The 21,714-nt window shown below is 43.5% G+C and carries 16 protein-coding genes; 2 read left to right on the top strand and 14 right to left on the bottom strand.

Annotated features, from left to right (window positions below; genetic code table 11):
- The first annotated feature begins 80 nt into the window (after positions 1–80).
- The gene (gene fadR / locus FE392_RS14455; protein ID WP_319930924.1) at positions 81–803 is read left to right on the top strand and encodes a fatty acid metabolism transcriptional regulator FadR; all 723 of its coding nucleotides are present in this window, start codon (positions 81–83) and stop codon (positions 801–803) included.
- Positions 804–916: 113 nt separating this feature from the next.
- Here fadR and FE392_RS14450 read toward each other — a convergent pair whose 3' ends face one another.
- Positions 917–1,531 (bottom strand): hypothetical protein, encoded by a 615-nt coding sequence (locus tag FE392_RS14450; RefSeq protein WP_319930923.1) that lies wholly within the window; start codon positions 1,529–1,531, stop codon positions 917–919.
- Positions 1,532–2,134: 603 nt separating this feature from the next.
- Here FE392_RS14450 and FE392_RS14445 point away from each other — a divergent pair.
- A complete protein-coding gene (locus tag FE392_RS14445) occupies positions 2,135–2,452 on the top strand; it encodes a hypothetical protein (RefSeq protein WP_319930922.1) in 318 nt (105 codons plus the stop codon).
- A gap of 60 nt (positions 2,453–2,512) precedes the next feature.
- On the opposite strand, the gene tssH is transcribed toward FE392_RS14445, so the two are convergent.
- The 13 genes from tssH to tssJ form a co-directional block, all read right to left on the bottom strand.
- Complete coding sequence (gene tssH, locus FE392_RS14440; protein ID WP_319930921.1) at positions 2,513–5,152, bottom strand: type VI secretion system ATPase TssH; 2,640 nt, start codon at positions 5,150–5,152, stop codon at positions 2,513–2,515.
- 212 nt (positions 5,153–5,364) lie between these two features.
- On the bottom strand, positions 5,365–6,405 hold the full coding sequence (gene tssG / locus FE392_RS14435) for a type VI secretion system baseplate subunit TssG (RefSeq protein ID WP_319930920.1): 1,041 nt from the start codon (positions 6,403–6,405) through the stop codon (positions 5,365–5,367).
- A gap of 18 nt (positions 6,406–6,423) precedes the next feature.
- Positions 6,424–8,298, bottom strand: a complete 1,875-nt coding sequence (gene tssF / locus FE392_RS14430; RefSeq protein ID WP_319930919.1) for a type VI secretion system baseplate subunit TssF — start codon at positions 8,296–8,298, stop codon at positions 6,424–6,426.
- Between the two features lie 31 nt (positions 8,299–8,329).
- A complete protein-coding gene (tssE, locus tag FE392_RS14425; RefSeq protein WP_319930918.1) occupies positions 8,330–8,884 on the bottom strand; it encodes a type VI secretion system baseplate subunit TssE in 555 nt (184 codons plus the stop codon).
- A 62-nt stretch (positions 8,885–8,946) separates the two neighbouring features.
- Positions 8,947–10,755 carry a type VI secretion system-associated FHA domain protein gene (locus FE392_RS14420; protein WP_319930917.1) on the bottom strand — a complete coding sequence of 603 codons (1,809 nt, stop codon included), beginning with the start codon at positions 10,753–10,755 and terminating at the stop codon, positions 8,947–8,949.
- Positions 10,756–10,892: 137 nt separating this feature from the next.
- A complete protein-coding gene (locus FE392_RS14415; RefSeq protein WP_319930916.1) occupies positions 10,893–11,378 on the bottom strand; it encodes an Hcp family type VI secretion system effector in 486 nt (161 codons plus the stop codon).
- 158 nt (positions 11,379–11,536) lie between these two features.
- Positions 11,537–13,039: a type VI secretion system contractile sheath large subunit gene (gene tssC / locus FE392_RS14410; protein WP_319930915.1), complete on the bottom strand. Its 1,503-nt coding sequence runs from the start codon at positions 13,037–13,039 to the stop codon at positions 11,537–11,539.
- A gap of 3 nt (positions 13,040–13,042) precedes the next feature.
- Entirely contained in the window at positions 13,043–13,591 is a 549-nt protein-coding gene (gene tssB, locus FE392_RS14405) for a type VI secretion system contractile sheath small subunit (RefSeq protein WP_319930914.1), read from the bottom strand.
- Positions 13,592–13,819: 228 nt separating this feature from the next.
- Positions 13,820–14,893 (bottom strand): type VI secretion system protein TssA, encoded by a 1,074-nt coding sequence (gene tssA / locus FE392_RS14400; protein WP_319930913.1) that lies wholly within the window; start codon positions 14,891–14,893, stop codon positions 13,820–13,822.
- 30 nt (positions 14,894–14,923) lie between these two features.
- The gene (tssM, locus tag FE392_RS14395; protein ID WP_319930912.1) at positions 14,924–18,577 is read right to left on the bottom strand and encodes a type VI secretion system membrane subunit TssM; all 3,654 of its coding nucleotides are present in this window, start codon (positions 18,575–18,577) and stop codon (positions 14,924–14,926) included.
- Positions 18,578–18,589: 12 nt separating this feature from the next.
- Positions 18,590–19,816, bottom strand: coding sequence for a DotU family type VI secretion system protein (locus FE392_RS14390; RefSeq protein WP_319930911.1), 1,227 nt, complete (start codon positions 19,814–19,816; stop codon positions 18,590–18,592).
- A 9-nt stretch (positions 19,817–19,825) separates the two neighbouring features.
- Positions 19,826–21,172, bottom strand: coding sequence for a type VI secretion system baseplate subunit TssK (tssK, locus tag FE392_RS14385; RefSeq protein WP_319930910.1), 1,347 nt, complete (start codon positions 21,170–21,172; stop codon positions 19,826–19,828).
- On the bottom strand, positions 21,165–21,701 hold the full coding sequence (tssJ, locus tag FE392_RS14380; RefSeq protein WP_319930909.1) for a type VI secretion system lipoprotein TssJ: 537 nt from the start codon (positions 21,699–21,701) through the stop codon (positions 21,165–21,167). Before tssJ ends, tssK begins: the two co-directional genes overlap by 8 nt.
- Between the last annotated feature and the right edge of the window lie 13 nt (positions 21,702–21,714).

Genomic DNA, 21,714 nt, shown 5'->3' with positions numbered 1-21,714 from the left:
TAACTATGTCGAACAGCGACATTCTGGTATGATCAGCCGCTATTATTAGCCAAGAAAACTGCTTTGGAATAATTAAAATTATGGTAATTAAGGCTCAAAGCCCTGCGAGTTTTGCGGAAGAGTATATCATTGAAAGTATTTGGAATAATCGCTTCCCGCCCGGCAGTATATTGCCAGCGGAACGTGAGTTATCTGAATTGATTGGTGTGACCCGTACGACTTTGCGCGAAGTGTTACAACGTCTTGCCCGTGATGGATGGTTAACTATTCAGCATGGAAAGCCGACAAAGGTCAATAATTTTTGGGAAACTTCCGGCCTCAATATATTGGAAACGTTGGCTCGTCTTGATCATGAAAGCGTTCCGCAGTTAATTGACAATTTATTGGCTGTGCGAACCAATATCGCGGCTATTTTTATTCGTACTGCTTTCAGAAACAACCCTGAAAAATCGTTGGAAGTGCTGGCGGAAAAAGAACAAGCCGAAGATACCGCTGAATCCTTCAGCTCGTTGGATTATGATATTTTCCGCGGGCTGGCTTTTGCATCAGGAAATCCAATTTATGGTTTGATCATTAATGGATTGAAAGGGTTATATACCCGTGTTGGCCGTTACTATTTTTCCAACCCAGAAGCCCGTAAATTAGCACTGAATTTCTATCAGCAATTAGGTTCGCTGTGCAAGGAAAAATCCTATGATGCAATCATGGATTGCGTGCGTAAATATGGTAAAGAAAGTGGAATTATCTGGCACAGCATGCAAGGTATGATGATTAATGAATTAACCGATTCTCGTTCCTTTTGATGACAGAATTTAGTCTTCCGCTTTATTGATGGTGTTTATTTTCCCCAGATTTTCTGGGGATTCTTCATATTAGGAGGAAAGACATCATATTGAAGTATTCATTGTTGTATAAATTACGGAATTTCTGCTGGGGATAAATAGGTTGTTGGCCTCTCTATCAGGGAAATCCGGGAAAATCTGGAGCTTCCAATTGCCGGATACATTCCTTCAAGGACTTTGTCTGCCATTTGACTGATTGTGTCTTCATAAGGTTTTAGGCAACAGCGGTACAAATATCCTCCACAATTGGGATCAAATATAAAAATCTGGCTACTACTCCATACAATAACACCGCCATGATTGGGGGGATATAATGGGTTTTTATAAAAATGGCCTAGCTTATCAACATTATTTTTTGTGGGCGAATATACCAGACCCAAAATGCCATATCCATTGGCATCGCTTTGATTGACCATGCTGTATGATTGTGTTGAAAGATAAGTTGACCTATTATTTTTTTGTACTTTAGCGACGACTGAAATAAGTTTTTCTTTGGTTTCACTATCAGCGCTATTAAATTTATCCAAATACTCTTTAGACTTATAAAATGAGGTGTCTGGCGATAATTGTTTGCTATTTTGTATATTAACCAAATATGATAGAAGAACATAGCTAATGCCGAAACACCAACCTTTATTGTCGTCAGGAACATAATCGCTTTGTTTAAATTTAAATAAATCATGAAACATAGTGCTCACCTTATTTCATCAAATCGTCTTTGCTGCATTGAAAAGTAATATCCCTTCAACTATAACTATATCATTTTTAAATGATTAAATAAGGGATTTCTAAATTCCATTAAGTCTTTGTTGAGGATCTGGAAAAACTGCATGGGCATCAGGGGCGTTTTTTCGAGTTCACTTAATAATGCCATTTTTCCTAATAGCGCCATTTTGCCTAATCACACACTGTCGTAAGATCTGCGTTGGGCTGAAACAGAAAGAGAACGTGCTTCTGCTATTTTGTGACAGGAAGGAACTGAATATGCTTCGTTATGGCTAGAATATTCAGTATGAGGGCTGACTCAATCTGCGGCGCATGTATTGGGTCAGTTTACCGATGTGTGGTTTCCCATGCTTATTAGGAAAAGGGTAAGTTTCTTATGAATGGGATTTTACGATCGAAAGGGATAAAGTTGTGTGAATGATGTTGTTGGTCGCGGTGTAACAAACACATATAGTGTTTAGGAGACATTAGAACATAGAAAGCGCAGTTTGCAGTTTAGGTGAGCTTACCAATTTACATTAGATCAAGTCGCGACTAGTACCACTAAATATGGGAATTATTTATTTATGATGAAAGATTTAATATTAGGTAAATTTAGTTTAGCCAAAACATTTTGGGTATTTGGATTCTTGGGGAGTGTTGTTTTAAGTTTGTTCGGTATTGTCGCAGCTAAATCAAATTTCTATTTTTTTTGTGTCGTTTTACTGCTTAGGTTTTTATTGTCTTTAATGGTTCTATCCGGAATAACTTTTACCTTACGGAATAAAATAACATTTTTTGGCATTGTCGCATGGGGCATATTTTTAATTATAACGTTAGTTTTAATGGTATTTAACATTCAATTTGTGATTCTTTTAATTAAGCTATTTAACTTAAATATTTAGCCAACTTCTATGTGCCAGAAAATAAATGAGAGGCTTAAGCCTCTCATTTACTAAGGATAGTTATTCTTGGAGTTCATCAGAAAAATCAAATTGGAACTCACCTTCTGCGAGGGATATTCGCAGTTGATGATATTGTTCATCATGTGCACTGGCGGAAAGTAATCGCTGACTGATCTGTGGCAGCAGGGTATTCGTCAGGATCGCATCAACCATGCGCCCGCCTGATTCGATTTCAGTACATCTGTCGACGATATGCTCCACCATTTCGTCATCAAATGTTGCGGTAATGCCATGATTCTCCAATAGGCGTTTTTGAATTCTGCTCAATTGCAGATGCACAATTTGGGTCATCACTTCGTTACTTAATGGGTAGTAAGGGATGATCAGTAAACGCCCCAGTAACGCGGCGGGGAATACCTGCAACAAGGGCTTGCGCAATGCCGCACTGAGTTTGTCCGGTTCCGGGACAGTCTCTTGTTGAGTACAAAGGGAAGTGACCAGATCAGAGCCGACATTGGATGTCAGGATGATAATAGTATTGCGGAAGTCGATATGGCGGCCTTCGCCATCTTCCATCCAGCCTTTGTCAAAAACTTGGAAAAAAATTTCATGGACATCAGGATGGGCTTTTTCAATTTCGTCCAATAACACGACGCTGTAAGGCCTGCGCCGGACTGCTTCAGTCAATACGCCGCCCTCACCGTAGCCGACATAACCCGGTGGTGCACCTTTCAGGGTTGATACGGTATGGGCTTCCTGAAATTCACTCATGTTGATGGTGATCAGGTTTTGCTCTCCGCCATACAAGGTTTCTGCGAGAGCAAGAGCCGTTTCGGTTTTACCCACACCAGATGGGCCGCACAGCATAAAAACACCGACAGGTTTATTCGGATCATCCAATTTGGCACGTGAAGTGCGAACCCGTTTTGAAATTAACTCCAACCCGTGATATTGACCAATGACACGTTGACTGAGAGTATCAGCCAGTTGCAATACAGCGTCAATTTCGTCTTTTACCATGCGGTTAAGCGGAATACCCGTCCAGTCTGAAACCACCGAAGAAACAACATTACTGTCTACGGCAGCAAAAATAAGTGGCTCTTCTCCCTGTAGCTCTTTCAGTTGCTGTTGTAATTCTGTCAGTTCAGTGTGCTGGGTTTCAGCATCCTCAGATTGCCCTTCATGCAGTTGTGCCCGCAGGGAAATAATTTGATCTATCAGAGAAAGCTCACTTTCCCAGCGTTCCTGCAATTGGGCCTTTTGTTCTTCCAGAGCTGATAATTCGTCCAAAATGGCTTCTGAGCGTTGTTTATCGTCAATGCCGACTTTGGATTCCCGTTCAACAATTTCCAGTTCGATGTTCAAAGCATCTATCTGATGGCGGCAATTTTCCAATTGCGGAGGTTCCGCGTGTTGGCTGACAGCCACTCTGGCACAGGCTGTATCCAACAACGCGATGGCTTTATCCGGCAACTGGCGGGCAGGAATATAGCGGTGTGAAAGGCGGACAGCCGCGTCAACGGCTTCATCCAGCAAGAGGACATGATGATGTTTTTCCAGTGCAGTGACCAGACTGCGCAGCATCAATAATGCCTTGGCCTCATCGGGTTCATGTACCTGAACAACTTGAAAACGGCGGGTCAGGGCGGGATCTTTTTCGATATATTTTTTGTATTCTGACCATGTTGTTGCGCCCAGTGTCCGCAATTGTCCCCGGGCCAAGGCAGGTTTCAGCAAGTTGGCCGCATCGCCGGTTCCCTGTTGTCCACCCGCGCCGATTAAGGTGTGGATCTCATCAATAAACAAGATGATTGGAATCGGGCTGGATTGCACTTCATCAATGACTTTGCGCAATCGGGATTCAAATTCACCTTTAACGCCGGCCCCTGCCTGTAACATGCCTATATCCAATAACCAAAGCTGGACATTGCGCAAAGGCGGAGGAACTTCACCTGAGGCAATCCGCAATGCAAATCCTTCAATAACTGCGGTTTTACCCACGCCCGCCTCGCCCGTGAGCAAGGGGTTGTTTTGGCGCCGTCGCATGAGAATGTCGATAATTTGGCGAATTTCCTCATCACGCCCTGTTACCGGATCAATTTCGCCATTGCGTGCACGGGCGGTCAGCTCTTGCCCGTATTGTTGCAAAGCCGATTGTTGCGAGGATGCAGATGATGAGGTGGTTCCTTGAGCGGCTTCTGACGACAGTGTGTCTTCCTGAGTTTCTTCACTATTGCCGCAAATCTCATTGATAAGGTTGAGAAGGGTATCTGCATTAATGCGATCAAATTGGGGAGAAATGGCTTTCAGCGCGTTGCGTAAGTTAAAGGTTTTTAACATGCCGATGAGTAAATGTGCACTGCGGATCTTATTGACACCAAACTTTAATGAGCCATATATCCAGGCACGCTCTACCGCATTGTCAATGTGTTCTGACAGATCAGAAATGGCACTTGCGCCACGGGGCAATCGATCCAGCGCGGTGACAATATCTTGCGTCAGCTTGTCTTCTTCCAGAGCAAAATAACGAATAATTTGTTGCAGGTCACTGTTTTGATGCTGCATCAATTGATGCAACCAGTGAACTAACTCAACATAGGGGTTTCCGCGCAGTTTACAAAAGGTTGTGGCACTTTCCAGCGCAGAGAACAGGGTACGGTTGAGTTTACCAAAGAGTACAGAACGATTGATTTCTGACATAAAAGTATCACCCGCAATGTTATTGTGAAAAATAATGACAATATGATTAATAGTTACGTGCTCAAAAACGAAATGCTAAATAATGGAATGCAGGGGGTAGAGATTATTACTAGAAATTATGTTGGTGGGCAGGCGGATATTCAGATGCATCCGGGCATTTATGAATACTGACATTTATAGCGATACAGTACTTTTTATCGGCATAAAGCAATTTATTTATAGGTATACAGCAAATCACCACGATGGGTTGGCCGTTCAATTTTACCCAACCAGCTGTCCAGACCCAATTTCATTGGTTTTGACAAATGGATGCCTTTTATATCGGATTGATGGAGGATTAACCGAATATCCCATGCATATTCGATGCCCAAATATTGATGAACCCAATCGCATAATTGTTGTGATTTAGGCTTGCCCGGCAAAAACAGAGCATATTCGTCCAGCTTTAGCGGGCCTAATTCAATGCGAAATTTATGCTGAACATCATAGAGTGCAATACCCAAAAAAGCAGATTGGCCTAAACGGGGCATATTTCGACCCGCTTTTAATCGAGCTTGATCGTGTACTTCTATTTTCAGCCATTGGGGAATATTTTGTATTATTTTTATCGGAATATTGAAGTAACTAAACAGTATTTTTTCCATTCCTTCCGCGTTGTGCTTTTGGCGGGATAAATGGCCGGATAGAAAATAACGGGCATGGTCATTAATGGTATCCGGTTTTTTTTGTGCCGGTAACCCCATGCCTACTAAACAGGCAAGATAATGGCAAAATCGTTGATTATCCGGCCGGTCAAGTGAAACGGTTGGCTGGCTATTTGCCCAAGCCCGATAGAACAATAGCGTCAGTCGATGGTGAAATAAATTGAGAAAGGCGTTTAGTGTCGGGTCTTGATAATTATATTGCCGGGAATAGGCATATTCAGTGATATGCAATGGCATAGGGCCATTGGGGCCGAGCAAGCCAAAACTGTAAATCAGCATATCATATGATTTCGATTCCCCTCGTCGATTGACTTTAGACAGGGTAGAAGGCGCGAAAATCAGGGAGGATTCTTGGCCTAGCCGCAAAATATCGTAGCGCGGCAAAGGGGCCGAACCGAGCATGTAATACTGCCCGGACTGGGCGTCTATGCGGCGCAAGGTTTGGAATAAATCAAACTTCCACGGTGCTTGCGTGAGTTGTAGCCAAAAATCGTCAGGTAACCGACTGACATGATGAATGGAAACAGTTTTTGCTTTTTTCGTTTTCATATGTTTCATCTGTCTTTTTTATATTAACGTCTTGTTGCCCATGCGGGCAGGCCAAAATCCGATATCACCACGTTGCTGGCTGTATAGCGTCATTTCAGTGAAGGAATTCATGGTAACCAGATGGGAAAATAGCTTTTCCAGTACACTCCCCAACAACCAAGGGCTGGTTCCTGCGAATTCTTGTTCATTCACTTCCAGCCGGATACTGACCCCACGGGCAAAAGCAATCGGGCCAGGTTCGGGAACCCGTCGATAAACCGTGTTTAATGAACAATGGCGTATGCCATTAATTTGGCGGACGGTGGCCGGATCGGCGAGGTTTGCATAAAGACTCAATAATTGCCGCAATGCCTGAGAGCCTTGCTCATCAACTTTATCCATAAAGTTTAAATAATTAAGCTGGAGTTGGCTTATCAATCGCCAGGATGAGGAGCCTTGGGCTAAGGCGGGGCGCGGGATAGTCGGTCTTTTGAGAAAGATAATTCGGTTAATGGGAATGGAATCCAGCATAGTGAAATTGTCGAGATCTTGCTGGCGCAGGATGGTCGATAAATCACGGTTGGTACACATAACATCGGCCGTCAGAAACTTAAGTTGATTGGGCCACGGGGAGTGGTGTTCATCAACAATAGAAACAAAAGTTTCTGTACCAATATAACTGGAACGCGTTCCGTATTGGCGCGCATGCTCAGACAAAATCCGGGGATTACGGCGTAAGGAAAAGTAAGCACCGTAATTTTCTTTATCGTTGCTGAATGTTGACCAAAAAGGCTTGAAAACTTGTATATCTTTGCGCTTGACGTCAGCACCGTGTAAACGCTGCACTGAAAAAATTTCGTAGTCCAACGGGCGGGTGTTATCGACAACTAAATGGAATTCATTCGTGTTTTCTTTCACCATGACACGTTCAGTGACTTTGGGAAATAAATTAATGACGGGAGTACAGTTTAAAGTTAAATAAGATGCATCTACCAAATTTTCCAAGTCTGCATCGATCTTATCCAGCAGTAGAATCAATTCAAATTCATTCTTTTCGTTTGTCTGCTCCAAGAAAGATCCCATTCCTTTGATGCTGAAGAACTGGAAACGCGCCGGAAAAGCAAAATATTCCTGAAGCTGTCGGTATCCACTGAAATTGCGTGGGTCGTTGGGAAATAACGACTGATCATCATCAAATCCTTCATGATGAGGAAAAATGTCGGGTAGAACCTGATATTGGGGATCATCACCAAGAGTCTGGCATACCATGCCAACAGTATGTTCCATAATCAACTCCAGCAATTGCTGGGATTGTATATCTGGCCCTGAAAGAAAAAATATCAGCTTGTTGAGATCTAATTCATTGAGGAAGAATTTTTCTTTACAACTTAACTGAATACGAAGTGCACTTATAGCGCCATGTTGGTGAAGATCGAGTGCCACCAATGGCAAGTTGGCCGGGATCTTGCCGAGTTCAATATGTTGCAGGTGCAGGGGCTGTAAAGTGACGTCCTGTGTGGTGGCATAGTTGAACGTAATACCTTCTTTCTTTAATGTCTGGCAGTGCATGAGTGTTCCGCGGGGCACCAAAAATCCGTGGCTGATATCCCCTTTGCTGGTATCAGGCTGGAGTTCTACGACCGCCATTGAAGGAGTCGGGGAAAGATAATTGGGGTAGAGCATTTCCAGCAAATGCTCGGAAAAATGTGGAAATTCGGCATCCATCTTCAATTGAATGCGGGATGTCAGAAAAGCGAATCCTTCCATCAGGCGCTCAACATAAGGATCTGCGACATCGATACCGTGCATTCCCAGTCGATTGGCAACTTTAGGGTAACGTTCTGCAAATTCTTTACCCAATTCACGTAAGTACACTAATTCTCGGTTGTAATATTCAAGCAGTTTACTGTCCATGGCCGCTCCTCTATCTCTGTTTACCTTGACCTTAGCCGACTTCTCTGATGGTGAAATAACCATTTTCTAAATCGACATCACTGTAAAACTGGAATTCAAGGGGCCATGGAACGCACCATAAAAATCCTTTTATCTCTATCGGCAGTGTGTTGTATAAAACCAATGTGCTGGCATCAGAAATGCGATTGATTTCAAGTCCATCTGGAATAATGCGTGGTTCAAATGTGCGGATTGTGGTGAGGATATTATGTTGGATATCTTCCCATTCGACTTCAGAAATAGATTTACCGGCCAGAGGCGTCAGGCCAAAATTATAAACGGAATGGCGGATTTCTGGATAGCGGGAAAGGTCTTGTTCTGATTCACTGTTGATACTATTGAGCAGCCACTGTAAATCTCTCATGACGCTTTGTCGCAAGGCACTGTGCGACAATAGATAGTTATTCATAGCCTCTTTTTTCTTATGGGGCTCGTCATCTGTGAGCTTATCCAGCAAGGAAGGCTGCATTCTATCTTTGGCAGTAATGCGGGCAGTGTTGCTTCGGCTACGATAACCGCCATGGAGCAAAGTGATATTGTCGTTCATGGGTTACCTATTTGTTGTTGTGAAAATGGGAAGAGTGTTGGAAGAAATGCGGCTAATAAATGTTATTTTTCAGCTTTGTTTTTCGAATCTTTATGTTGGGTGTGTTTATATCTTTCAACCTCGGTTTCATAAGCTCGCAGGAAGTTTTCACCAAACAGGGCAGAGTCTTGTTCAGATTGATTGATGGCTGTTTGATAATGTTTAATGAAGTAATCCCACATTAAGGCCTTATGGGTTGATGAGAGTGCTAAGCGAGGCAAACGACCTTCATCTTTTGCTTGTTGTTCAAGCAGGGAGGGATTGAACAAATGCAATTTATCTTCCTCTACGGCTTGCACCCCGGCAATGATGCCCGCTTGATGGGCCTGTAATTCGGTTAAAATATCGTGGGTGGCTTGCTCAAGTGGGATAAAACCTAAGATATGGTTAAATACCAGTGATAAAACGGATTGAGCAGAGGACAACAGCTCAAACGGGTTCTGCACATCCTGAGAGGTTGGGTTCGTGCCTGTGATTAATTTTATTTTGCGCTTAAATAAATTGCGTGATTCATTGAGTGCTATGACCCCTTGAGATAGCTGATGGATTAATGCCCCCAACTGATGCATGATTTGCCTATCGATTGGCAATTTGCTCAAGTTTTGTAGCCCCATTCCTTCAAGTAATGCCGCAATCAAATCTTCTTCAGGCAATTTCTCCTTTGGTTTGGTTTCCGTTATTTTATGATCGTAGTTTTCATGGAAATTTTCATGGAAAGTACGGGAGCCTGCCTCTGTTATTCCTGAGAAGGTGCTTTCCCTTGGTTTTTCCTGTGTAAACAAGGGAGGCAAGGAAGAAGTTTGGCTGGACGCATCTTGAGTAACTGAATGTTTGGGGTCGGATACAGGTTCATCAAAGAGGGAAGTGCTGGTTGTAGGCTCCAAAGTAGATTGAGATTCTGCCGTTGCGGTGTCATCCGGTGAATTCAAGGGGACAGCGTTGTTCAGCACTTCACTCAAGGGATTATCATCATTGGTATTTCGTGCATGCGTATCAGAAAACAGCGCAAGCGGGTCAAGGCTCTTTTTATCGACATCTTGATGATCGAGTGGTTGATTATCAGGCTGAATAAGTGTCGTCGGCGTATGATTACTGAATATACTTTCTTGTTGGAAGGTGGCATCTGAATTGAACATTGCCATCGGGTCCGTTGATCTTGTTTGTAGCGCCTCAAGGTCGGTTATTGATTCAATATGCGCCAGCGGATCACTGGGGTTGCGTTCTTGGCTTTGTTGCTCTTTTATCAACGGGTTATTGTTGTTCAATTCCTGAATTGTTTTATGTGGGATAATCAGGGCCGGTGCAGTGTTAGCAATCGCGGTTTTCTCAGGAATACTTTGTCCGGGGACAGTTTGTTCATTAATGGAATGATCAGCAATAGATTGATCAGAAGTACTCTGGTTAGTCAATGTATTGGCAGTTGTGAACATATGTTCGAGATTTTCCCAGACTCCGTTGGGAATTTCCGCTTCACTGTGATTTTCGGGTGCATGATTTCCTGACGCCTGTGAATTTTTGGCTATGTCAGTCACTTGAATCTGGTAATTACCAATCTTAAGAGTATCACCACCACGAATTTCAACCTGCCTTTCAGGCCTCAGTGGTATCATATTCAGCAAAATTTCAGAGGAAGAGCCGCGGTTGACAATCCAACACTCTCCATCTGCTGAAATAGATACAATGGCCTGCAGCCGGGCAATAGATAACTCCTCATCGGGCAGAACCCAGTTATTATCTTTACTGCGACCAATAGTGCCGCCGGGCGGGGTAAAATCGTAACTCAGTTGTGCGGGTTGATCGGTACCTGAGTTCTTAACAATGGTGAATCGCATAATCATGGATACCTATTGTCTGTTAATAGAAATGTTTGTTGATAAAAATGTGGTTGGTAAAAACAGAAGTGTTGATAGTAATAATTGAGAAACTAACCCCCATGAACAGGGGGCTAGTTGATGTAGTTTTACAGATATTACTCAAGTTTATTGGCGAAGGTATCCCACTTGTAGTGAACCTCAGCACCTGCAGCACCTTTACTATCTTGAGGAAAGTAGCTTTCTTTGAATATTTGGAATGCAATAACAATTTGAGAATGGAAGAAGCCGTCACCATAGACAACTCTGGAGTCTGCGATCAGCGAGTTTGTCAGCTCTAATTGGTACCAAGCCCCTTGTTCCCCGCCCTGACGACGTACATTCAGTTTGGTGTCCTGAATGTGCGTTCCTTTTACAAGATATTGGCGCAGGCTGACAGCGGCTTTGTCAAAATAGACGTCGACAACCAGATCACTGACGCCAACAATACCCGCTCCCAATCCGCCGGTTTGAGTGCCACGATTAACGCTAGTCGACAGATTAAGTGAGAATGATCTGACGGCGGTCCAACCTTTATGTTTTTCATCTCCAGCTTCGCCTGTGATATTTGAAAATTGGATAAATGAATCAGTACCTGTAGACATAGTTTTTCACCTTAATAGAGTTGAATTAATTAAGTTAAATTAATTAAATTAAATAAAGATATGTTGATATTGCTTGTAGAGATAAGGGTAGAGATAAGCGTGTCCAGCTAAAATTATTGGTGGGGCATTTATTAGAATATTGACTGACAAAAAGTTTTTTAAGCGCTTTTCAGTGACGGTAATTTTGAAACCAAGCGCAGGGAAACGGTCAAACCTTCCAGTTGATAATGCGGGCGCAGGAAGAACTTCGCATGGTAGTATCCGGGGTTACCTTCGATCTCTTCAACCTTAACTTCCGCGGCTGCCAGCGGTTTTCTCGCTTTGGTTCCTTGTGATGAGTTTACCGGATCGCCATCAACATAATTGACGATCCATTTGTTGAGCCAGCGCTCCATATCTTCACGCTCCTGAAAAGACCCGATTTTGTCGCGCACGATACATTTCAGGTAATGGGCGAAACGACAGCAGGCGAATAGATAAGGCAGGCGGGCAGCCAGGTTCGCATTGGCAGTCGCATCAGGATCGAAGTATTCAGCAGGCTTTTGCAACGACTGGGCGCCGATGAAAGCCGCCATATCACTGTTTTTGCGGTGCAATAATGGAATAAAGCCATTTTTTGCCAGCTCAGCCTCACGGCGGTCGCTGATGGCAATTTCAGTTGGGCACTTCATATCCACGCCGCCATCATCGGTGGGGAAAGTGTAGGTAGGCAGGTTTTCCACAATCCCACCGGATTCTACGCCACGGATGGAGGTCGTCCAGCCATACATTTTAAATGAACGGTTAATATTGACGGCCATCGCATAAGCAGAATTCGACCACGTGTAGTTATCGTGGTTCGGGCCGTCGGTATCTTCCTCAAAATTGAAGCTGTCTACGGGATTGGTCAGGGCACCGTAAGGTAGACGGGAAAGGAAACGCGGGAGGGTTAACCCAATATAACGCGAATCTTCGGATTCCCGTAAACTGCGCCAAGATGCATATTCCGTATTTTGGAAGATTTTTGTCAGGTCGCGTGGGTTGGCCAATTCCTGCCAGGATTCCATTTGCATCACACTGGGAGCTGCACCTGCAATAAAGGGGCAGTGTGCCGCCGCGCTGATTTGTGCCATTTCGCGCAAAAGTTCAACATCGGGGGCGGTATGATCGAAATGGTAATCACCCACCAGGCAGCCGAAAGGTTCACCACCAAATTGACCATATTCGGCTTCGTAGATTTTTTTGAATATTGGGCTTTGATCCCAGCTGATCCCCTTGAAACGTTTTAGGGTGCTGCCCAATTCCTTTTTGGACAGGCTCATGACCCGGATTTTCAACATTTCATCGGTTTCAGTATTGTTGACCAGATGATGCAATCCCCGCCATGCGCCTTCCAGCGTTTGAAACTCTTTATGGTGCAGGATGTGATTCATCTGTTGGGATATCTTGGCATCAATTTCCGAAATGAGTGACTGGATGGTTCGATAGGTATCTCCAGAAACGGTGATGGTATTTTCCAATGCCTGTTGCGCCAGCGTTTTTACTGCGGACTCAACGGCATTACGGGTTTGGTCACTTTGCGGACGGAATTCCTTGTTCAGCAGAGTGCTGAGCTCATCAGGGGTATACTCTTTAGATACCTGTTCTTGTTGAGGCAAAGTATCTTGTTCAGTTGTACTCATGAATTATTCCTTATCGTTTGTGCTGTCGTCTGAAGTTTCATTTTCTTCTGAAGCACTGTTTTCAGGATTAGGGGCTTCCGCCAAGGATTGCAAGAGGGCCGGGTTTTGCAATATTTCGGAAATCAGTTGCTCTGCTCCGCTTTTGCCGTCCATATAAGACAGCAGGTTTGCCAACTGGACGCGTGCTTCCAGTAACTTGGCCAGGGGCTCTACATTTTTGGCTATGGCATCGGGTTGAAAATCCTCCATCGTTTTGAACGTTAAATCGACGTTCAGCTTTCCTTCCCCTGTTAATGTGTTATCAACCTGAAAGGCAGCACGGGGGCTGATTGAACTCATGCGTTCATCAAAGTTATCAACGTCAATTTCCATAAATTTGCGATCACTGACATCGGGCAAGGCCTCTACAGGTTTCCCAGCCAAATCAGCGACAACACCCATGACGAAGGGCAATTGAACCGTTTTTTCTGAACCGTAAAGTTCAACATCGTATTCAATCTGTACGCGTGGAGCGCGGTTTCGGGCTATAAACTTCTGTCCGCTGGATTTCATGACAAGTTCTCCGTTATTGGCTATACCCGATTTTTAAGTCACAAAACTTAAAATCCAATTGGGTATATGTAGGTAAGTTAATACTGCTTTTAACTCTCAAGTTATATGTCCCACTACCTTTCGCATCAGGGTTTTATTGCATGCCCATCATGTGAAAGGTATTGAGAATGGTGCCGTTGGATAAATGCAATGTGCGGGGATAACAGTTTCAATTTAAACAATAAATAACTAATCCATATCTGTATCGGAATGGTCTGAGTGACCAAAAATGACTTCCAGTTGATCCAGCCCACTGGGGGCAAGATCATGAATGATGTCCATGAAATCACTGTGAATCAGCCTCTGAATACGCTGAATCATCATTGGTGCGGGGTGGCTTGGCTCATTTTGGAGAAAATAATTTTTAACCTTTTCCAATAACATATGAGCTTCATCGCGGTTGCTGATTTCAAGGGCTTTCCACAGGGACAGTGGTATACCGCCTGACATTATTGAAGAGGCGGCTTGTTCCAAATCTGTGCCGGGTTGCATGAGCGATTGGAGTTCCGCCATGCCCAATTCGTCAGTATTGTCTGCAATATCGACTTCCTCAGGTGGCAAACAGTATTCAATGATGGTCTCCAACTGTTTCAGGAATTGTGGCAGTACGGGCATATGGCCGGCAGATAAATTATCGCGAATGGTTTCGAGCAGGGCGGTCAGGTGCTCATGGATCGCTTTGATTGCCTGAATTTCAGGGGTGTCGTATTTTTGTTTCAGCTCTTCGACCAGCCTGCTGCGCCCGCCAGAATAATTGCTGACTTCCGTCACTGTGCCACTAAGGAGTGAAAAGGCTTCCTGAAATGTCAGTTCGCTCGAAACATCTTTCAGTAAAATAGAGTATTGGGCGGTTATTGTGCTGGGCGAACCATCTTCGATGGCTGCCAGTGCGTTCAGGCGCAGTAAGGGGTCGTATTCACCATCAAATTCCAATTTTGGCCACACATCTACCCAATACATTGCCAGAGTTTGGCGAAGTAGATTCAATCCATCAGCATAACCACATAAACCACGCTGATTCAGCCATGACCGCATTAGGGCGATAATGATACGGAGATCTTTAGTCCGGGTGAGCAGTTTAATGGCTTTTTTCTCAATTTCCCCCCAATTGGGCGGTTCAGACGGGATGATGACATCGCCAAATTGTTGCTCTGGTTTTTCGACTAATAATCGCTCTATCGCCAAGAATTCATCATCGTATTCCAGATCATCTCCACAAGGAGATTCCGGGCTAATCGGGGTAAGTAACTCATCAATATTCATGATATTTTCAGTTCACTTTAAGATGGTTAATTAGGCGGTTTTAAAAGCAGAGTCATTCGGACAAGAGAACATAGGGAGCTGGAACGGGTTGAAAACACTGGTTGGTGTAAATTCCAGCGAAATACGATGACCGCTGATGTTGAATGTTGCCCGTATGGCGGAGTTGTCACCATTGGTTTTACTGTGTTGAATTTGTGTAGCGCGATTCAATAGCCGGTTCAGTGCCCAAAAACCGGATGTGGATAAATTGGCGGTGGTACCATCGCTTAAATTCAGTTGAATGAGAACTTGATTGGTTTTATTCGGGCCGGGCCAGCTAATGAGCTGTGAGACTTGCGGGCCGTGGCTATATTGTAATTTTTGCCCGTCCACATCGAGTGTCATGCTCAATATATTGTTATCCATGCTGACTGAACCTGTCATAACATGGAATGACGGAGTGGGGGCGCCATTGGCAAACAAGGTATTGCGGATAATCTGAGCCTGCTGGAAGGGCTTGAGCAATGTTTCCCCTCCCTGCAGGGGCTTGCCGTCAATTCCCGGCATAAACTGCCATGTTGATTCAGTCATGTCGATTTTTCCCATCAAATTTTTCTGGAAAAAGCTGTCCATTAACCCCGTTGTTGGTGCGAACATCCGGGCCATGTCATCAGGCTTGATATCAAGTTTGGCTCCAGATACCAGCGGATAACGATGGGCAATTGCCTGACGACAAAAAACGCTGACTTCTGCACCGAGATTTTTGGCTACATTCTTCATGTCAGTAAGCTGGGTATCGCTACTGGCTCCGACAGCCAGTGAGGAAATCATGCTCTTGAACGGCACTGGCAGGCGTTCGGACGAGGCTTGCAGTTGGGTAATAGTATTATTTGCTGGAAAAGGCATGTTCATTTTGATGGCACTTTGTACGGCGTTGAGATATTGATACAACTCTTTGATTTGTTTCAATGTGTTATCAAAAGGGATCGCTTTATTTTTTCCGTCCGGGCTTTTCGCCAATGCAGTCAGTTGTGCAAAATGTTCTTCCAGTATTTTTCCTGCGGTATCTTGCTGGTTGTCCGGCAGTATTCGTTTAGAAATGGTTTTTGTGGGAACAAATTGTGAGATTTTACCTGTTTTGCTTTTTACGACGTTATCGAGTTTCTTAGCCGCAGGGGTATTTCTATCCAGCATGGATTTAGTCAATGTCACATTTTTACTGATGTTAATAACAAGACTGCGCAGCGGTGAATCATCGTCAGAAAGCAGGCGAGCCGTACTGATTCTTTGCTCCAGATTATCAACATTTTTCAACTGAATATTAGCCAAAAATTTATCCCAGTAATTGATGTAATCATTGATATAAAGCCGATTAACAAAGGATTTGATTTCATTTGCGGTCAAGATTTTCGCATAGCTGCCAAGTACCCAATTATCCTGTGAATGCCAGGTCGTAAGATAAGTATTAAGATCTTGATTCATTCCTTTTTTATAACCCGTTGGCGTAAACATTCCCGGTACGTCATCGAGGCTTAAAAAAGCCAATTCAGCTTGGGGGCCGGCCAGTGTAACCAGATTCACCGAGGGTAAATTCGGGTCATTCAGCAATTTGTTTTTCAGGTAGTTATAGGCGCGTTGGGCTGGTGGTATTTGACTGATGGCTATCTGTTTTTTTTTAATAAGTTTGTCGTCACGAAGAAAGGGTGAACTGACAACTTGGTTATCCAGTAATCGGCTCAGGTGCTGATTCATTTGTTGCAATTGTGCTTGTGTTGTATCTACATCCAGATCTGCATCCTGCTGATTCGTCAGATATTGCATGACCCACATGCGCAGGAATTTTCCATCATAATGTTTAGGTTGATATAACATCTGATAGGCTTTCAGCGTATTGTAGGTGTTCTCTATATCTCCACCGTTCTCAGTGTTCATTTGATTCGTAATTAACTTTGCTATTTTTGGCAGCAGCAAATTTTTTAGTGCTTTGGAATATAAGGTGTGGCTTGCATTACTGATTTCTACTCCTGTGTATAACCCCATGCGGTAGGACAGTGGAGGATCATTTAAAGAAAAGTCCGTGCTTTTATCTAATTTGGCCAGTGTATTTAAAATCGGAAGCAGGGCATAAATATTGTCATCATTTCCTTTTAATTCATTTCCCTGACGAACAACAGTCGGGATCTTGTGTTGTATTTCTGCCAAGTAATCGAGATTATTGTTATAACTGATCAAAAATAGCTGGCTTATAAAGGCGGCGATTGCAAACAGGATAATGTATCCCAATAAATCCAACAGGCGCTTGCGATATACCCACCAACGGTTGTAACCGGCTATTCCTGCTTCCTGAAAAATATTCTCCAGCACATTTTTCAGGAAATAAGATTGACCGGCTGGAGGAGGAGGGATAATGCCTTTTTCATCTCCCCATGACATGGCATTACTGTCATTATCTACCGGCAGTTGGAATTTTTGGTTCAAATCTGCCATGACATTGTCGACCGCAATCCCTTCTTGGATTCCACTGGTAAAATACAATCCCCGTGGATAGCAAGGTATTTCAAATCCTGATTTGGCAAAGACAATTTCAAGATATTGCGCAAGGTGCGGGCGCAAAGATGCAATTTCTTGTGGGAAAAGATAGCTTTCTGCACATTGCCGCGAATTGCGCCCATTCAAGAGAATATAGGGTAATTCAGCTTCCAGTCTCAATTGCAATTCATTGTATTTTTTCTCAAAGATTTCATGCAAATTGCAGTTGGTTTTATTTCCCCAAGGGAAATTAAAACCCCAAATTTGTTCGCGTGATGCTTTGTCAAAATGGGTGAAATAAGCCGTAAATCCTTTCAGTAAATCTGTTTTTGTTATGAAAATATAAATAGGCAGTTGTATTTTAAATTGCTCATGTAATTCAGATAAGCGTTTGCTCAATATATAAGCCTTTTTATCCCGGACATTACTTGATGGCTCCAGTAAGTCCTCAACACTGATAGTGATGATAATTCCATTGATGGGTTGGCGGGCACGGTACTTTTTCAATAATCGGATGAGTTTTTTCCATTCACTGGCATCCTGATTAGGCGAACTATCCTGTGTGGTGTAGCGACCGGCGGTATCAAGCAGAACCGCTTTATTGGTAAACCACCAGTTAAAATCATCCGTAGCCTGTTTGCTGTACTTATTGTACAGCGCGGATTTACCAAGATAGTCTGTCAATGAAAAGTGTAAGCCTGAATTTGCCAGCGCGGTTGTTTTACCCGAGTTTTTTTCGCCAATAACCAGATACCAAGGTATTTGATATATATATTGGCGTTTGAAAACGTTTATCCAATGTGGCTTGTTTTTATTGTACAAACCAGAAAAGTACGCTTTTTTCAATAATTTTATCGCATTGACAAAACGTTCCGCTAATGTGAAGACCGGCTCATCTTGTTTTATTTCTTCTTTTTTATCCTGATTAATAGTGAGTTGTTTCTCTACTTTTTTATTGAACCATAACCGATAAAGACGGGGAACCAATTTGATTATTAGCCACAGCAGGCTAATACAAGCAATAACAATGACTCGTGTTGAATCTGATTTAAGCGGAACTCTATTGTCGATGGAAATAAGAGGGCCCAGAAACCAGACAATAGAAGAGATAGCCGTTATATTGAGGAAGCTCCACATCAATCTGCTGGTGATGATAGCAAGGAGGGCATTCAGCATGTATTCGTTTCCTTACATCGTTTGATTTACAGGAGAAGTGAATAATGTAATTTCGACTCGTCTGTTTTTGGCTCGGTTACTGGGAGTATCATTGGGAACTATAGGGTTTTCGGCTCCTTTTCCTTGTGCATGGACTCTTTCTGGTTGATTCAGATAACGTTGAAGCTCTTTTTGCACAGATCTGGCTCTGGCCAGTGATAAGGCCTTGTTGGATGAATACCGAAAGTTGTTGCGGTGAACCGGTATGTTATCGGTGTACCCGACAACTAAAATTTTACCTTGAATATTATTCATTGCTTCAGCTATCTGCCTGATGATCATTAAATATTGGTTTTTGATTTGGGTAGAGCTACTGCTGAATAAGCCGTCGCCCTTCAATGTCACTATGCTTCTGTCTGGTAAATCGGTTACATCCAAGAAACCGTCATCTATCTCTTCCTTCAATATAGTTTTCAGCTTTAGTGGCGTTGACTTAGACATGGGGCGAAATGCCTGATTGTTTTCTTCTATGTTGGGGAGATTGATCTGATAGATTTTATCCATAACAGGGTTGAGTATTTTACTCAGCTGCCAGTTCAAACCGATATACAAAAGACACAGCAAAAAACCTAAGATTGCTGCAATGACCCAAAGAGGTAAGGAAAATTGCCAGGACTTGTTCGGTACAGTGGCAGTGTGTACCTTGGGGGATAACACCGTTGAGTAATTGCCCCGGATAGAACGTATCAATTGAAACAGGCGTTGCTTTACCGTTTCTAATTGAGTGCGACCGTTATCAATGACTCGATAGCGTCCTTCGAAACCCAGTTGCAGGCAAAAGTTAATCAGTTCCAGCAGAAAGAGATGCTCTTTGGGATTTTGTGATAGCTTAGCCAGTAGCTGAAAGAATTTTTCTCCCCCCCATGTTTCATTATGGAAAGTGACCAATAATCCATTGCCAGACCAAACACTGCGCAGTCCCCATGGTGTCAGTGCCGCCGCTTCGTCCAATGCGGTACACAGACAATAGCGGGCGCCAATGATCATTTCATAAGGCAACTTGGCTTGTTGGCAGATGACTTCAAAATTCCGGATTTCGTTGATTAATTGCTGCCTTAAATGGGCCGGGTCGGGATGCACAACAGAATGCCGGATCTGGGGAATGCTATTTAGCAATGGATTTGCGGCAGAAACCAAGGGATTGCGGTTGGCATCGTCAACCTGTATTTTTTGTTCGGTCTTTAATTTTTCCTGCATCATAGGCTTCGCTTACCTTGATTTTTCCTGATTGCGGACAGCCCAGAACTCTATGCTCAGGCCTGGGAATTCACCTGCCAGATGTAACGCAAAGCCTCCGGATTTCTCCATTTGTTTCCACAGTTCGCCCTCTTTTTCCAATTCAAAATAGACATAACCAGAATGCCAGGGAATTTGTCTGGGAACTGACGGCATTGCCCGCAGCGGAATACCGGGTAATTGCAATTGCACTAATTCACGTATGCGGTCAACGGGCGATATTTTCATTTGAGCGGGGAAGCTGCCCATCAATACGTCGTTGGCGATGTCAGCGTGAACAGCCAGAATGAAGCTGAAGGTGTGGATCATGTTGGCATCAGGCAATGTCGCGACATTCAAGCCATGAGAATATTCCGTCAATGGCAGTTGGATAGCCTGTTCTTCCAGAATGATTGACAACCCTTGACGCAACTGGAACATGAGCTGATTAAAGCATTGCATCAGGTTGTCATGATCGTAAATAGGCAAATTATCTTCAGGAACCCGATTTTGGGAAAATGTCGCCAGTTCGGTGGCAAATTGCAGCCAATCGCTGAATAAGCGCTCAGGATGCAGCAAGGATAAATTCTGGGCATGGCTTACCTGACCGCTATAACGGTTTAGCAGTGACAACAGGAGGAAATCCATGATTTCAGAGTCGTTGCGGCTTCCCAGCTGCAATAAACGTTGGCTGATTTGCTGGCGACGCTGCTCCAGCAAGCCTTGTATATCATTGATAAAACCGACAACTTGTGGGCTGGCACGGCAATTGAGCAGGGGGGGAATAAACAGCGGTTCGATATGAAGTTTCTTGTCACTTGTTTTGTTAACAACGTGCAGGATGCTGAGCGCTGTCCATTCTGGTGTTAAATCGGATTTCAGCATCAGGCGCAAACGCATTTTACCAAATTGTATGGCTGCATTGCCGACTGACATGGCATTGAAATCATTCACTTCAACTTCGAAGCTGACATAACGCGCCAACGAATCATTTCTTTCACTGAAAATGACATCTTCTTTTCCCTGCCGGAATGTCGGCAGAGCGAGTACTACATCAACATTTGTCTGATTTTCATTGAGCTGCAAAGGCGATGGGGCATTGGCAGCATCAAAACTAAACGGAGTCCCGTCTGGAAAAATTCCGCTGGCTGAGGAAAGTTTTACTTTACTTTGGTTAAGTGATTTTTGATCTATTTCAAGGGTCAAAAATCCCCAATAGTAAGAAATTTGTGCCTGGCCCCAATCGCGGATATAGGCTTCCAGATAGCTTTCAGACTGCTGGAAATGATGGGGACGCAAAAACATACCTTCTGTCCAGATAACTTTTTCTGATTTATTCATTGTTCTCTTCAGTCTCGGCTGTACAACTCAAGTTACATTTTTGAATGGAACTTAAGCCGTTGTGGGTGACTTTAACGCATACATTTAATTCGTCAGGAGAAGAACGCCAGAACTCATAAAAAGAGGGCTTTTCAGGAGGTAAGGGAACGGGAAAGGCAATGCGCCATTTTTTACCGCTCAATTGGCTATATTCGGCAATAACTCCTATGTAGTTGGCTTCTGACTGATTTTTTTCTATTACACAATAGGTCGACCGAGAAGGCCGGAGAAAAAACTGGTTTTCATTGACCAATTTGTCGCCTAAAGCAGCCTTATCCTTTCTTTGTAAAGAAAAGAACTCAGCAGACATAAATTCCTCACGTGATTTCAACAAAAGAACATGCATTTTCAATGGGGCGAAATTATTCATGTCTGAAGTCGTGTCGAAGATGATTTTATAAGGTGGCAACTTAGGTTGTGACGATGAAGATGAACAACCCGTGATGATGGTCAGAGATATTATTATCAGAGAAATAACTACCAGAGACATGGCTGGGGTTAGC

It is taken from the genome of Xenorhabdus santafensis, assembly GCF_033949405.1.
GTDB lineage: Bacteria > Pseudomonadota > Gammaproteobacteria > Enterobacterales > Enterobacteriaceae > Xenorhabdus > Xenorhabdus santafensis.
Note: the sequence above shows the minus strand (reverse complement) of the source record. Positions and strands in the feature narration are given on the sequence as shown.

Coding starts and splice junctions, on each gene's coding strand:
- fadR (WP_319930924.1), top strand. CDS start 81: ATGGTAATTAAGGCTCAAAGCCCTGCGAGTTTTGCGGAAGAGTATATC.
- FE392_RS14450 (WP_319930923.1), bottom strand. CDS start 1,531: ATGTTTCATGATTTATTTAAATTTAAACAAAGCGATTATGTTCCTGAC.
- FE392_RS14445 (WP_319930922.1), top strand. CDS start 2,135: ATGATGAAAGATTTAATATTAGGTAAATTTAGTTTAGCCAAAACATTT.
- tssH (WP_319930921.1), bottom strand. CDS start 5,152: ATGTCAGAAATCAATCGTTCTGTACTCTTTGGTAAACTCAACCGTACC.
- tssG (WP_319930920.1), bottom strand. CDS start 6,405: ATGAAAACGAAAAAAGCAAAAACTGTTTCCATTCATCATGTCAGTCGG.
- tssF (WP_319930919.1), bottom strand. CDS start 8,298: ATGGACAGTAAACTGCTTGAATATTACAACCGAGAATTAGTGTACTTA.
- tssE (WP_319930918.1), bottom strand. CDS start 8,884: ATGAACGACAATATCACTTTGCTCCATGGCGGTTATCGTAGCCGAAGC.
- FE392_RS14420 (WP_319930917.1), bottom strand. CDS start 10,755: ATGCGATTCACCATTGTTAAGAACTCAGGTACCGATCAACCCGCACAA.
- FE392_RS14415 (WP_319930916.1), bottom strand. CDS start 11,378: ATGTCTACAGGTACTGATTCATTTATCCAATTTTCAAATATCACAGGC.
- tssC (WP_319930915.1), bottom strand. CDS start 13,039: ATGAGTACAACTGAACAAGATACTTTGCCTCAACAAGAACAGGTATCT.
- tssB (WP_319930914.1), bottom strand. CDS start 13,591: ATGAAATCCAGCGGACAGAAGTTTATAGCCCGAAACCGCGCTCCACGC.
- tssA (WP_319930913.1), bottom strand. CDS start 14,893: ATGAATATTGATGAGTTACTTACCCCGATTAGCCCGGAATCTCCTTGT.
- tssM (WP_319930912.1), bottom strand. CDS start 18,577: ATGCTGAATGCCCTCCTTGCTATCATCACCAGCAGATTGATGTGGAGC.
- FE392_RS14390 (WP_319930911.1), bottom strand. CDS start 19,816: ATGATGCAGGAAAAATTAAAGACCGAACAAAAAATACAGGTTGACGAT.
- tssK (WP_319930910.1), bottom strand. CDS start 21,172: ATGAATAAATCAGAAAAAGTTATCTGGACAGAAGGTATGTTTTTGCGT.
- tssJ (WP_319930909.1), bottom strand. CDS start 21,701: ATGTCTCTGGTAGTTATTTCTCTGATAATAATATCTCTGACCATCATC.